At 71.1% G+C, this 13,775-nt stretch carries 14 protein-coding genes; all 14 read left to right on the forward strand.

The window, feature by feature from the left end; all coding sequences use genetic code 11:
* Nucleotides 1-5 precede the first annotated feature (5 nt).
* The 14 genes from JAO84_RS32740 (at nt 6) to JAO84_RS32805 (ending at nt 13,702) form a co-directional block, all read left to right on the forward strand.
* A complete protein-coding gene (locus tag JAO84_RS32740) occupies nt 6-698 on the forward strand; it encodes a hypothetical protein (RefSeq protein WP_265864259.1) in 693 nt (230 codons plus the stop codon).
* Between the two features lie 75 nt (nt 699-773).
* Nucleotides 774-953, forward strand: coding sequence for a hypothetical protein (locus JAO84_RS32745; protein ID WP_265864258.1), 180 nt, complete (start codon nt 774-776; stop codon nt 951-953).
* Between the two features lie 14 nt (nt 954-967).
* Nucleotides 968-2,194, forward strand: a complete 1,227-nt coding sequence (locus tag JAO84_RS32750) for a M28 family metallopeptidase (RefSeq protein WP_265864257.1) — start codon at nt 968-970, stop codon at nt 2,192-2,194.
* 51 nt (nt 2,195-2,245) lie between these two features.
* Nucleotides 2,246-2,596, forward strand: a complete 351-nt coding sequence (locus JAO84_RS32755) for a carboxymuconolactone decarboxylase family protein (protein ID WP_265864256.1) — start codon at nt 2,246-2,248, stop codon at nt 2,594-2,596.
* A 60-nt stretch (nt 2,597-2,656) separates the two neighbouring features.
* Nucleotides 2,657-3,931, forward strand: coding sequence for an acetyl-CoA carboxylase biotin carboxylase subunit family protein (locus JAO84_RS32760; protein WP_370416091.1), 1,275 nt, complete (start codon nt 2,657-2,659; stop codon nt 3,929-3,931).
* 10 nt (nt 3,932-3,941) lie between these two features.
* Entirely contained in the window at nt 3,942-5,069 is a 1,128-nt protein-coding gene (locus tag JAO84_RS32765) for a GNAT family N-acetyltransferase (protein ID WP_370416092.1), read from the forward strand.
* Nucleotides 5,069-6,283, forward strand: coding sequence for an acetyl-CoA carboxylase biotin carboxylase subunit family protein (locus JAO84_RS32770; protein ID WP_370416931.1), 1,215 nt, complete (start codon nt 5,069-5,071; stop codon nt 6,281-6,283). Before JAO84_RS32765 ends, JAO84_RS32770 begins: the two co-directional genes overlap by 1 nt.
* Nucleotides 6,280-7,527, forward strand: coding sequence for an ATP-grasp domain-containing protein (locus JAO84_RS32775; protein WP_265864252.1), 1,248 nt, complete (start codon nt 6,280-6,282; stop codon nt 7,525-7,527). The genes JAO84_RS32770 and JAO84_RS32775 overlap by 4 nt, the downstream gene beginning before the upstream one ends.
* 289 nt (nt 7,528-7,816) lie before the next feature.
* A complete protein-coding gene (locus JAO84_RS32780; protein WP_265864250.1) occupies nt 7,817-9,508 on the forward strand; it encodes an ABC transporter ATP-binding protein in 1,692 nt (563 codons plus the stop codon).
* Nucleotides 9,505-11,433 carry an ABC transporter ATP-binding protein gene (locus tag JAO84_RS32785; protein ID WP_265864249.1) on the forward strand — a complete coding sequence of 643 codons (1,929 nt, stop codon included), beginning with the start codon at nt 9,505-9,507 and terminating at the stop codon, nt 11,431-11,433. The genes JAO84_RS32780 and JAO84_RS32785 overlap by 4 nt, the downstream gene beginning before the upstream one ends.
* Nucleotides 11,426-11,743 (forward strand): hypothetical protein, encoded by a 318-nt coding sequence (locus JAO84_RS32790; RefSeq protein WP_370416093.1) that lies wholly within the window; start codon nt 11,426-11,428, stop codon nt 11,741-11,743. Before JAO84_RS32785 ends, JAO84_RS32790 begins: the two co-directional genes overlap by 8 nt.
* A 34-nt stretch (nt 11,744-11,777) precedes the next feature.
* Nucleotides 11,778-12,263 carry a FixH family protein gene (locus tag JAO84_RS32795; RefSeq protein ID WP_370416094.1) on the forward strand — a complete coding sequence of 162 codons (486 nt, stop codon included), beginning with the start codon at nt 11,778-11,780 and terminating at the stop codon, nt 12,261-12,263.
* Between the two features lie 5 nt (nt 12,264-12,268).
* Entirely contained in the window at nt 12,269-13,444 is a 1,176-nt protein-coding gene (locus tag JAO84_RS32800; protein ID WP_370416095.1) for a pyridoxal phosphate-dependent aminotransferase, read from the forward strand.
* Nucleotides 13,445-13,474: 30 nt separating this feature from the next.
* Nucleotides 13,475-13,702: a heavy-metal-associated domain-containing protein gene (locus JAO84_RS32805; protein WP_370416096.1), complete on the forward strand. Its 228-nt coding sequence runs from the start codon at nt 13,475-13,477 to the stop codon at nt 13,700-13,702.
* Nucleotides 13,703-13,775: the final 73 nt, after the last annotated feature.

Below are 13,775 nucleotides of genomic sequence, written 5' to 3' on the forward strand. Positions count from 1 at the left end.
TCCCGATGACCTCGCGTCCCCGTCTCGCCCTTGTCGGCGACCGCAGTGACCGTGTTCCCGCCCACGCCCGGTTCGACGAGATCGTGCCCGCCTTCGGTGTCGACGTCGACTGGCTCCCCAGCAGCACCGTGACCGAGTCCATCGCCGACTACGACGGGATCTGGGTGGTCCCCGGGTCGCCGTACGCGAGCCAGGCGAACGTGCTCCTCGCCATCCGTACCGCCCGCACCCTCGGCATCCCCTACCTCGGCACCTGCGGCGGCTTCCAGCACGCGCTCATCGAGTACGCGCGCAACGTCCTGGGGCTGCAGGACGCGGAGGATGTGCAGTACGACGCGGAGGCTTCCACCCCGCTCATCGTCCCGCTCTGCTGCTCGCTCGTCGGCGAGACGGCGCCGCTCTACTTCGCGCCGGGCAGCCGGCTCGCCTCCGCCTACCCGGGTCTGGAGGAGACGGTGGAGACGTATCACTGCAAGTACGGCCTCAACCCGGACTACGAGGACAAGATCCTCGCCGGAGCGCTGCGGATCAGCGGCTGGGACGCGGAGAAGGCGCCGCGTGCGGTGGAACTCCCCGACCATCCCTTCTTCGTCGGCAGCCTGTTCCAGCCCGAGCTGTCGTCGACGGCGGCCCGACTCCACCCGCTCATCAGGGCGTTCCTGGACGCGGTCGGCGAGCGTGCGCGTCGCGACCATTGACACGGCGATCTCTCTGATTCGATACTTGTTTAAGTAAAGGGAATTCGAATCAGATGAACGGGAAGGAAGTGGGTCATGGCCACGAACTCGACCGAGGCGGCCGAGCAGGAGCCCGTCGGCGGCTTCGTCACGGACCCGACCGCCACGGCGGGCGCCTCGCAGGGCGGCTGCTGCGGCGAGCCGGCCGACGCCACCGGCTCGGTCGCCGGTGGTCAGGGCGGCGGCTGCTGTGGTGAGCCCGGCGGCGGCTGCTGAGGAAGACGCCTCAGATGAAGGACACAGCCCAGGGCCAGGAGCGCGTCGCGGTGCGCTCTGCGGCGGACGCGTTCGACGCGGACCGTGCCCTGACGACGCTCCGGGCCCTGTGCACCCCCGACATGCAGGGGCGTGCACCCGGCACGCCAGGGCACGACCTGGCCAGGCGGCTTCTTGTCGCGGAGCTGACGTCGTACGGCCTCACGCCCGTGCTCGACAGCTTCGCCATCCGCGAAGTCATGCGACTGGCGGGCCGGCCCACCCTCCGGGCGGAGGGCGGACGGCTCGGCCGCGAGCTCGTCCACCGTGCCGAGTTCGCCGAACACCCGCGCTCGGGGCCGATGCCCGGGCCCGTCACCGGAACGGTCTCCGAGGACGCGGGGCCGGGGGAGTGGGCAGCGCTGCCCACCGTCCCTCAGGGGAACGCCTTCGCGGAGCTCGCCGACACCCTGACGGCGCGCGGCGCGGTGGGCATCCTCACGGCGCAGAACGCGGACGCCTCCGGATTCCTCACCAAGCGGGTCCAGGGCCCCGCGCCGGTCGGGCTCCCGGTCGTGGCCGTACGGCCGGATCTGCTCGCCGACGCGGTCGGCAGCGTGGTCACCGCCCATGTCCCGCTGGTCCGCGTGCCCGCCACCGGCACGAACATCGTCGCCACCCTGCCGGGCAGCGACCCGGAGGCGAAGCCCATCCTCCTCACCGCGCACTACGACGGTGTCGGATCGGACCCCGAGCGGCACTTCCCGTGCGCGGGCGACAACGCCAGTGGAACCGCGGTGATGTGCGAGGTCGCCCGTGTGCTGACCTCGTCCGCGCCACTGCCCCGGCCGGTCGTCCTCGCCCTGGTCGACGCCGAGGAGATCGGCACGCTCGGCTCCGGGCACCACGCACGCACCTTGCGCGAGGCAGGCGTCGAACCCGACGCGCTCAACCTCGACATGGCCGGCAAGTTCAACGGGAAGATCGCGATCGAGCTCGGACCGGCCGACCCGGCCCCCCGGCACGTCATCGCCGCACTCGACAGCGCCGGCCGACGCCTCGGCATCCAGCTGTACGCGGGAATGGTGTCGTCCGACAACCGGCGTTACGCGTCCGCCGGCTTCCCCGCCGCGGGCATCGGCGTCGGGGCGGCGCACTACCACTCGCCGCTCGACAGCCCCGAGCGAATCGACCCCGACGCGCTCGGCAAGGCGGGGAGGCTCGTCCTGGAGACGATCCACCACCTCGCCACCCAGAACTAGATCTCTTTCACCATCCGTTTCACCGTCATCTTCCGATTCAGGAGTATCGCCATGGCCGCGGCCCAGCAGTCCGTCTCCACCCAGCTCATCCAGCTCGCCCCCACGGTCGGCGAGCACCACGCCGCCTTTTCCAAGAGCTACCAGGAGTTCTTCGGCGCCGTCTTCGACCACGACGCCCTGGAGCCCAAGACCCGCGCCGCCGTCGCCCTCTGCGCCGCGCTCCTGCAGGACCGCGAGGAGACCGTGCGGTCCTTCCTCGCCGCCGCCAAGAAGCTCGGGCTGAAGAATGAGGAGATAGGCCAGATCGCCGGCATCGTCGAGGCGATGAAGCTCGACGCCCTGCAGCGCCCGGCCGTCCAGGCCGTCGCCGCCGCGGCCAAGAAGGCCAACACCTGCTGCTGAACCGGTCATTGCTCGTTGCCGGGTTCTCATCCGATACCTCACTTCGAAGGACCGCAGCACGTGACTGATCCAACCAACAGCGGCGCCGGCTCCGTCGTCGTGCTCGGAGGCCGCAGCGAACGCGAATTCGCCGTCGTGCGGGATCTCGGGTACCGCGTGGTGCTCGTGGACGAGCAGGTGCCCTGGCACTGCATGCCCTGGGTCGACACCCACCTGGACGTCGTCCTCGACGACTGGGACGCGGTGGCCGACGCGATACGCGCCGAGCTCGGCGACGAGTCCCCTGTGGCCGTGCTCACCCACACGGAACCGCGACTGCCCCTGATGGCCCGCCTCGGCCGGCTCCTCGTCGACGCCCCTCGGGGCCTCGACGAGACCGCCGCGACGAACTGCCGTGACAAGTGGCGCACCCGGACCGTGCTGAGCGAGGCGGGTCTGCCCGTGCCCCGCTTCGCGCTCGCCGGCACCGTGGAGGAGGCGATCGCGGCGGCCGAGGACATCGGCTATCCCGCGGTCGTCAAACCCCGTGACGGCGCGGGCGCGTTCGGGGTGCGGTGCTGCCAGGACGAGCGCGAGCTGCGTGCGGCCGTCGGTGCCCTGTTCGCCGCTCCGGCCGGCTCCCTGACCGGAGCTCTGATCGAGGAGTACGTCGACGGGCCCGAGTACGCCGTCCAGACCCTCACCCAGGACTCGAAGACCAGCGTCCTGAGCGTCTTCCGGCAGCGCATGACTCCGCCGCCGGTCTTCGTCGAGCTGGGCTACGAGCACCCGAGCGGTCTGTCGGCGGACGAGCGCGACGAGCTGGACGGACTGATGCGGGACGTCCTCGCCGCCCTGGGCGTGCACGACTGGATCAGCCACACCCAGATCCGGCGCGGCCCGGACGGATTCCGCGTCATCGAGGTCAACGCGCGGCGCCCCGGCGGCCGGCTCGTCGAGATGACCACCGCCGTCAGCGGCGTCGACATGACGGAGGCCGTCACGCGGCAGGCCCTCGGGCTCCCGCAGCCCGAAGCGAAGACCACCGTGCCGTACGCGCGCTACGTGAGCATCGTCTTCGACACGGCGGGCACGCTCCTGTACGACGAAGTCGACGCGGAGACCGGCCCGTTCGCACCCATCGTCGAGGTCGAGGTCGAGCCCGGCGAGACCGTCCGGCCCAAGGAGCATCCGAACGGCGGTGTCTACGGCCGCATCGTGGTCTACGGCGAGACGCCCGAGGAGCTCGACCGGGCGGAGCAGGAGGTCCGCAAGGCCCTCAGCCTGCAGGTGGTGTTCGGAGACGGCCTCGGTCCGGCGGAGACCGACAGCCGCGAGTTCAAGTCGTGCTGCTGAGGTGGCGCGGATGACCCTCACCGAACCCGCCCCGAAGACCACGGGGTTGCACCGGATCGAGGTGCGGACCTCCATACAGGCGGTCGACGCCGAGGAGTGGAACCGCGTCGTCGCCCGGGCCGGCGGGACCGTCTTCCACACCTGGGAGTGGCTCGCCGCCTTCGAGGACGCCCCGCCGGGCCGCTTCGAGCCCCGCCATCTCCTTGCGTACCGCGGAAGCACCCTCGTGGGCGTGTGCCCGGCGTACGTCGTGCACGAGTGCCCCCGGCTCTCGTACCTGACGGACCTCGCCCAGCTCGACCTCGGCGGTCCCGTCCTCCTGGCCCACAGCCTCGCGGCGCTCGACGGCGGTCCGCTCGCCGTGCCCGGCCACGAGGACGCGCTCGTCTCTCTGCTCGGCGCGCTGGAAGCGACCGCGGGGGACGAGGGCGTACGGACCTGGGGCGTGGCGAACGCCCCCGCCGGCGACCTCGGCGGGCTGCTGCTGCGGCACGGCTACGCCACCGCCCACATCACGACCTCGTACCGCTGCTCCACCGATGTGCCCTCCGTCGCGGACTACTGGGGCTTTGCCTCCGGGCGGCTGCGCCGCAAGCGAGAGAAGGAACGCCGGGTCTCGGGCCGCGAGTTCACCGTGGCGGAGGCGCCGGCGGACGCCGACACCCTCGTACGCCTCCTGCACTCCATCCTGGAGAACCGCGGCACGCCCACGGACGTGCTGCCCGGGACCTTCCTCCATGCCATCAAGGCCCGCCTCGCGCCGTACGAGCGCATGGTGACCGCCGTCGACGCCGACGGGCGGACCGTTGCGGTCTTCGCCGGCTGGCAGTTCGCCGGGAAGTGGTCGATGTGGCTGGCCGGACTCGATGCCGAGCGGCTCTCCCACTTCGTGCCGTACCGGGCCATGGCCGCCCTGCTCATCGAGGGTGCCATCGCCACCGAGGTCGGCTCCATCGACCTCGGCCGGTCCAACGGTGTGGAGAAGCGCAAGCTCGGTGCCCATCCCGTCCCGCTCTACCTCGCCCTCAACACCTCCGACCGCGCCGAACGAGCCGCCCTGCACGCGGCCTGCCGACGCCTCGAAGAACGGTGCCAGGGCGCCGACGAGCAACTCGACATCGTCAGGCGGTGCTGCTGATGAACACCGACCTCACCGCCGACACGCGACCGAGCGTGGCGTGCGTCTCGGGACGCCGCGTCGTCGACGTCCTCAGCCGGCTCGACGTGCGGTCCGTCCTCCTCGACAACCCCACACCGCTCGACCTCGCCTGCCAGGTCGACGTCCCCCTGGACGTGGACCTGGACGACTGGGACGCCGCCGAGGCGGCGCTCCGCTGGCTCCACGCCGGCCGCCCGCTCGACGCGGTCTTCAGCGTCTATGACGCCCACCTGCCGCTGGCCAGCTATCTGGCCGCACGACTCGGCACCCGCGGCCTCGACCTCCAGGCCGCGCTCGCCTGCCACGACAAGATCCGCATGCGGATGGTGCTCACCAGCGGGGGAGTGCGGGTCCCCGACCACCTGCCGGCCGCCGACCCGGCCGATGCCGCGGCCGCCGCCCAGCGCCTCGGCATGCCCGCCGTGCCCGTGGTCGTGAAGAAGGCGACCGGGTCCGGTGGGCGGGGCAGCATGCTGTGCCGCAACCCCGAGGACGTGGCCCGCGCCGTCGAATTGTTCGGACCCGGCGCGCTCCTCGTGGAGCGCGCGGTCGAAGGACCTGAATACGCCGTGCAGAGCATTACCAGCGACGGCAGGACCGAGGTCGTCGGCATCCTCGCCCAGCACGTCGGCCCCGGTCCACGGCAGGCCGAGACCGGGTACGACTTCCCGAGCGGTCTCGGCCCGGAGCGGGAGTCCGAGGTGGCGTCCTTCGTCACCCGGGCGCTGGCCGTCCTGGGCTTCGACCACGCCGTCTCCCATACACAGGTACGCCTCACGGCGGACGGCCCCGTGCTCATCAACGTGGCCGCCCGGCCCCCGGGCGGGCAGCTGTGTGCCGCGACCGAACGCGTCAGCGGCATCGACCTCACGCGTGCCGCCGCCGAGATCGCGCTCGGGATGCCGGTCACCCGGGGGACGCCCACCGCAACCCGGGTCCTGTACCGGTGCGTCACCTCCGAAAACCCCGGCACGGCCTGGTACGACCTCGACGGCATCGACGCACCCGCCGTCACGCTCGACGTCGAGCCCGGCGACAGCGTCCGCAGTGTCGACGACCCGGACGGCGGCAGCTACGGCCGCATCGTGGTCTACGGCGACGACCCCGCGGAGCTCGAGAGCCGGTACCGCGCCATCTTCGAATCGCTCCGACTCCACGTCGAGCCCGACCACCAGCAGGTGATGCTCCCTTGACCCCTCGCGTCCTCGTCCTCGGCGGCCAGCGCACCGTCCAGCAGCTGAAGGAACACACCGACTACGACGTCGTGTTCGCCGAGGAGAACATGACGATCGAGCAGCTGATGCTCGCCGACTACCCCCTCGAAGTCGACTTCGACGACTGGGACGACGTGATCGCCCTGGTCGCCGCGGCCCACGCCGACCAGCCCATCGACGCCGTCGTCACCGGAGTCGAGCGCCTCGTCCCGCTCGCCGGGCGGCTGCGCGCCGAGCTGGAGCTCGGCCACGGCATCACGGAACAGTCCGCCCGCGACTGCATCGACAAGGCGGCGACCCACCGGCTCCTCGCGGAGGCGGGCGTCCCCGTGCCCCGTAACCGAGTGGTCGCCGGCACGTCAGAAGGAGCCGAGGCCGCCGAGGAGTTGGGCCTCCCCGTGGTCGTCAAACCGCGTGACGCCTCCAGCGCCGCCGGCCTCAAGTACTGCGCGAGCCGCGAGGAGGTGGAACAGGCGGTGGGAGACATCCTGAAGGGGGGCCGGGACACGGCGCTCATCGAGGAGTACGTGACCGGGCCGGAGATCGGCGTCTTCGCCTCCCGGGTCGGCGGCCGGACCCAGGTCGTGTGGGTCGTCGAGGGCGAGGTCGGACCTCCTCCGACCTTCGTCAAGGTCGGAGGGTTCTTCCCGAGCCGCCTCGACGAGGGACAGCTCGCCGAACTGGAGGACCTCGCGGACCGGGTCCTGGCGGCCGTCGGTCTCGACGACTGGGTCGCGGCCCTCCAGTTCACCCTCACCTCGGACGGCTGGCGCGCCGGCGAGGTCAACCCCCGCGTGCCCGGCGGCCAGGCGGTCGAGATGATCCGGTCGACCACCGGGTACGAACCGAGCCTGATCGCCACCGAGGCCGCCCTGGGGCGGCACGCCCGACCCGGTGCTCCCAAGGCGCCGTTCGGGCTCTACCGCAGCATCGTCTTCGACGGGAGCGGGCGCATCGACTACGACGCGCAGGCCGCCGGATCGCTGAGCGGCCTCGAATCCCCGGTTCCCCCGTTCGTCGAGTTCGACGTCAAGCCCGGCGACGCCGTGCTGCCCGTCGAGCACCCCAAGGGCGGCGCGTTCGGCCGCATCGTGCTCGCCGGCGAGAGCCTGGAGCAGCTGGAGCGGGACTACGCCAAGGTCCGGGAGCAGCTCGCCGTCCGGCTGGTCGACGACGCGGCCTCGGAGGCCGCGGTGGACCGCGCGCACACCAGCTGCTGCTGACAACTTCTGCTTGATGAAGATCTGTTGACGGTCAACCAGAACACGTGATTCGATACTTTTGAAATCATCGAATCAAGGACTTGGGAGGAGGAAGCATGGCTGACGACATGATCGGCTCGGGCTGCTGCGAGACCAGCGGCGCCGAGGACGTGGCCGAGGACGGCCAGGAGTGCGGCTGCGCCTGCGCCTGCTGCGACTGATCCCGTCCCGGGACGCTACGGCGGACCGCACCCGGCGGGTGCGGTCCGCTGAACACCACCAACCACCACACATCAGAGGGGGCTCGACGTTGAACGACTCGCTTCGCGCGCTGCGCTTCATCTATGGCTACCCGCTGCGCTACCGCCGCGAGATCATCACCGCCACGGTGATCATGTTCATCGGCCTCCTGGGCAACATCGCCGTGCCGCTCCTCACCCGCTACGCCATCGACATCGGCGTTCTCGGCGGGAAGTCGGGCAGCCTGCTGGTGACCTCGGTCGGTGTCCTCGCCGCCGGCATAGCCACCACGGCCCTGCTGCACTACGGCAAGCGCATGCGGTTCAACGTGGCCAGCAAGGCCGTCAACGACCTGCGTGAGGACATGGTGCGCAAGATGATGCACCTGGGTCCCGCGGACGTGGCCGAGGCGTCCGGCGGCCGTGCGCTCACCAGGCTCATCTCCGACGCGGTCTCGGTCCGCGGCCTCACCAACGGCGGCCTGCTCGAACTGGCCAACCAGCTGCTCGTCATGCTCGCCATGCTGGTCACGGCGCTGATCATCGACCCGCGCACGACCCTGCTGGCCTGCATCCCGATGGTCTTCGTCGTCATCGGCAACTTCACCGTGCAGCTCCGCCTGCAGCGGGCCTTCATCGAGCTCAAGAGCCAGTTCACCAAGCTCCTCGCCGGCGTCGGCGAGTCGCTCGCCAACATCAACGTCGTCAAGTCGTACGGCCGCGAGGCGGACGCCTCCGACCGCCTGAACAAGGTCAACGAGGCCCACACGACCCGCGACGGCCAGATGAAGCGCACGTACAGCCGCTGGGAAGCCGTCCTGAACGTCATCGGAGGCCTGCCCACCCCGATCGCCCTGTGGGCCGGCGGCAACGCCGTCCTGGACGGCACCAGCACCGTCGGAGACCTCGTCGCCGTCGTCGCCCTGGTCATGATGTTCCAGATGAGCGTCCACATGCTCGCCATGCACGTGAACGGAGCCTTCCGCAGCGTCGTCACCGCACAGCGCCTGCTCCGCGTCATGGACGCCCGCTCCGTCCTCGCCACCGGAGAGGGCAGCACCGACGTCCCCGCCGTGGGCGGGATCCACGCCTCCGGCATCGTCGTCGACGTCGCCGGCCGGCGGATCCTCGACAGGGCCGAGTTCCGGGTCGAACCCGGCGAGGCCGTCCTGCTCACCGGCCCCACCGGCAGCGGCAAGTCCACCCTGCTGCACGTGCTGGCCCGACTGCGCGACCCCGAGGCCGGCAGCGTCACCTACGACGGCGTCGACGCCCGTACGTACGCCTCCGAGGCGCTGCGCCGCCGGATCGTCTGCCTGCCCCAGCGCCAGTGGATCTTCGAGGGCACCCTTGAGGAGAACGTCCGCTTCGCCCGCCCCGAGGCCACCCGCCAGGAGACGGCCGACGCCGTCGAGGCCGCCGGACTCTCCCACATCCCGCTGGACCGGCGCTTCGGCGCCAGCACCCTGGACCTGTCCGCAGGCGAGCGCCAGCGCATCGGCCTGGCCCGCGTCCTGCTCGTGGACCCCGACATCCTGCTGCTCGACAACCCCACGGCGAACCTGGACGCCCAGACCGAGGCCGCGCTCCTGGAGACGGTCCTCCGGGTCCGCCGGGGCCGCACCCTGGTCATCGCCTCCCAGCAGCCCGCCGTCGCCGGCTACGTCGACCGCACCGTCAGCCTCGCCTCCTCAGAGCCCTCCGCGGGCGCCACGGCCACCCTCGCGGGCGCGACCAGCGCGGACGGAGGAAAGGAATCATGACCACCACGTCGACCCAGGCGACCGCAGAACTCCCGGACGAGCGCGCGGCACGAAGGACGCTCCTCCTCGCCGTACGTCGCTTCCTTCCCTACCTGCGTCCCCACTGGGGCTGGCTGACGATCGCCACGTCCATGGCCGTCGTCAACACCATCGTCACGATCGCCGTGATGTACACGGTGATGGCCGGCATCGGCCACATCGTCCTCGGCGACATGGAGGCCGTCCGGTCCACGGCGCTCAACCTCGTCCTGCTGACCGTCCTCGACAACGTCATCCGCATCACCTACAACGCGGCGATGATCCGGGTGAACGAGCGCCTGACGATCACCATCCGCAACGACCTCGTGGCCCGCCTGCACAACGTCCAGCTCTCGCGGCACGTCGCCCAGGAGAGCGGCGCGTGGGTCACCCGTATCCTCTTCGAGGCCAATCGTTTCCGCGGCTTCCTGACCAAGACGCTGATGGAGTTCACCAACAGCGCCATCTGGTTCATCGCGTTCGCCGTCTTCCTGCTCGCCCTCAGCCCCCTGGTCGCCCTGCCCACACTCTTCACGATCCCGCTGATGGTGTGGATCGCGGTGAAGTGGACGGCACGCCTGCGACCCGACACCCGTGCGCAGCGCGAGGGCTGGGACCAGATGGTCGGCTACCTCAACCAGCGCATCGACGGCCTCGCGGACATCCGCGCCTTCGGCCAGGAGGAGGCGGTCCTCGCCCAGCTCCGCGAGCGCTCGGAGGAGTACAGCGAGGTCCACAACCGGCTCTCCCGCAAGCGGCTCTGGCTCACCTCGCACCTCGGCTTCAGCGTCTTCCTGGCCCTCGCCCTGCTGATCTTCTTCGGCGGCCTCCAGATCATCAACGGGCACCAGCTGGGCTCCGGGTTCTTCTTCGACATGGCCTCCGGCATGATGCCGATGACCTGGATGCTCATGGGCACCGACACCATGATGGCGTCCATGGGCATGGCCTCCGGCACCGCGCTGGCGGCCGGCACCCTCGCCGCCTTCGCGCTCTTCGTCAAGCGCATGCTCAACCCCGTCCGCGACCTCGCCAACCAGATGGGCCAGGCCTCCGACATCGCCGCCTCCGCGCAGCGCATGCTCGACGTGCTCGACCTGGAGGAGGAGCAGAGCGGCTCCGGCACCCTGCCGCCGGTCGAGGGCGCGGTGGACATCGACGACGTCACCTTCGCGTACGGCGACGGGCCCGACGTCCTCCACGGCATCAACCTGCACGCCGAGCCCGGCCAGCACATCGGCATCGTCGGCACCAGCGGTGCCGGCAAGAGCACCCTGATGCAGCTGCTCGTCCGGCTGTACACGCCGACCCACGGCACCGTACGCATCGACGGCCACGACCTCGCCGACATCAGCAGCGCGTCCGTGCGCTCCCAGGTGCTCCTGGTCACCCAGGAGGCCCAGCTCTTCGACGGCACCGTCACCGAGAACATCCTCTTCGGCCGGCCCGATGCCACCGAGGAGCAGGTCGTCGAGGCGGCCAGGGCCGTCGGCGCCCACGAGGTGATCTCCGGCCTGAAGGACGGCTACAAGACCCGGGTCGGCGAACGGGGTTCGCGCCTCTCCGTCGGCGAGCGCCAGATCATCGCCCTCGCCCGGGCCATGCTCGTCGACCCTCGCGTCATCGTCCTCGACGAGGCCATCTCCAGCGTCGACCCGGATCGCCAGCGACTGGTCTTCGCCGCCATCCGCCGCCTCCTCGAAGGCCGGACGGCGATCGTCGTCGCCCACTGGCTGACCCTCATCGAGGACCTCGACCAGGTCTTCGTCCTGGAGGACGGCCGCATCGTCGAGTCCGGCCGCCCCGTCGAACTGCTCACCGCGGGCGGACGGCTCACCGAACTCTGCCAGGCCCACGAGGGCCGCACCCGCAAGAACACCACCGGAAAGGACAACGCCCATGTCTGACACCAACCTCGGAAACATGTTCTGGGACGCCGCCCAGGGGAACGCGGCCGCGACCGTCGAGGCGCCGAAGGCGTCGTCGTGCTGCGGCCCCAAGCCGGCCGCCGACGCCGCCAAGCCCGCCGAGGCGGAGAAGACCGAGCAGGCCGCCGCGCCGAAGAAGTCGTCCTGCTGCGGCCCGAAGCCCGCCGCCGACGCCGCCGAGGCCCCCAAGAAGTCCTCGTGCTGCGGCCCCAAGCCCGCGGCCGAGACCGCCGAGACCGCGGCGTCCGCCGAGGCCGCGGCGCCGAAGAAGTCGTCCTGCTGCGGCTGACCCGCACCCGCCCACCCTTCCCGAAGGAGCACAGATGACCCGGCGCACGGCCACCACCCGGCCCGCCGTACGCGGCACGAAGGCAGTGCGCCTGGCCGCCGTGACGAGCGCGGCCCTGGCCGCGGTCCTCACCGGATGCAGCACCCCCGCGTCCTCGGCCGGCGGCGGCGCGGGCGGCACCGCTCTCGACGCCAGCTGTCGCGGTACGAAGACCGAGGCGGGCCTGGAGATCACGCTCGCGGTCAGCCCCTGCCCCGCCAAGGGCGGTGGCGCCGCCGCCACGGCGGCCATCACCGTCAAGGACGCGGCGGGCAAGGCCGTGGAGGGCGCGAAGGTCGAGATCAACCCGGAGATGCCCAACATGAAGATGAAGGGCGGCAACCAGTCCGCCGAGGCCAAGGGCGACGGGTACGAGGCCAAGCTCGTCCTGGGGATGCCCGGCGACTGGCTGGTCTCCGTGGTCGTCACGCCGGCGTCGGGCAAGGCCTCCACCGCCGCGTTCGACGTGAAGGCGGAGTAGGCGCCGTGCTCAGTACCCGAGCGCGGACCCTGCCCGCCTCAAGCACCGCAGCCCTGGACGCGCACATCAAAGCCCTGCTCGCGGACGGCGCCGACATCATCAACCTCACCGGCGGCGAGCTCGACTTCCCCACCCCGGAACAGGCGGCCGACGGGGCGCGACGGGCGATCGCCGAAGGTCACACCCGCTACACCCCCGTCGCCGGGATCGGACCGCTGCGTGAGGCGATCGCCCGGCGGCTCGCCACCCACTGGGGCTGCCCGTACGAGGCGAACCAGATCGTCACCACGAACGGCGCCAAGCAGGCCCTCGCCCAGATCTTCACCGTGCTCTGCGAGCCCGGCGACGAGGTGATCCTGCCCGCGCCGTACTGGGTGAGCTTTCCGCACATGATCGCCCTCGCCGGGGCCGTCCCGGTCGTCGTGGACACGGCCGGCACCGGCTTCAAGCTCACCCCCGAGGCGCTGCGGGAGCGGATCACCCCGAAGACCAGGGTCCTCCTGCTCAACAGCCCCTCGAACCCCACCGGCGTCGTCTACGACCGCGCCGAGCTCCAGGCGTTGACGGCCGTCGCCGTCGAGCACGACCTCGTCATCGTCAGCGACGAGATCTACGGAGACCTCGTCCACGAGGGAGCCGCCTTCACGAGCGTGGCCTCCCTCGGCCAGGACGTCGCCGAACGGACGGTCACCATCGGAGGGTTCTCCAAGACCTACGCGATGACGGGATGGCGCATCGGCTTCGCCGCCGCTCCCGCACCCGTCGCCGCCGCCCTCTCGGCCGTACAGGGACACACCAGCTCCGCCCCCTCCTCCATATCCCAGTACGCGGCGCTCGCCGCCCTGACCGGCGACACCGACACGGAGCTCGCCCGGCGCGCGGCGGAGCTCAACGTACGGCGGGCGCTGATGAGTGAAGGCCTCGCCGGCCTGCCACCCCTGCGGCTCACCGCCGAACCCCAGGGCGGATTCTTCGCCTTCGTCGACGTCCGGGGTCTCTACACCCGGCCCGACGACGACGCGGCCACCGTCGCCCGCGACCTCCTGGAGCACGCCGGTGTCGCGGTCATGCCCGGGCGCGACTTCGCCGCCCCCGACCACGTGCGTCTGTCGTACGCGGTCAGCACCGACGACATCTCCCAGGCGCTGCACCGCATCGGCACCTGTCTCAAGAACCACTGACCTGAAGACCATCAGCGAACGGAGCACCTCATGAGCGACACCGCGACCACCGTCTTCGACGTCCGCGGCATGACCTGCGGCGGCTGCGCCAAGCGCATCCGCACCGCCATCGAGACGGACCTCGGCGACGGCACCGAGGTGGTCGTCGACCACAAGGCCGGCCGGGTCACCGTCACCGCGCCCGGAGGCGTCGACGCCGAGTCGGTCCAGGCCGCCGTCGAGCGCACGGGATACGAGTTCGCCGGAACGGCCGCCTGACCGTGAACCCGCCCGCCAAGCTCGCCCTCTTCGCCGTCGGCCTCGTCGCCTGCTTCGGCATCTCGTACCTGCT

The sequence above is a fragment of the Streptomyces fradiae genome (assembly GCF_041270065.1).
In the GTDB taxonomy this organism is placed as follows: Bacteria; Actinomycetota; Actinomycetes; order Streptomycetales; family Streptomycetaceae; genus Streptomyces.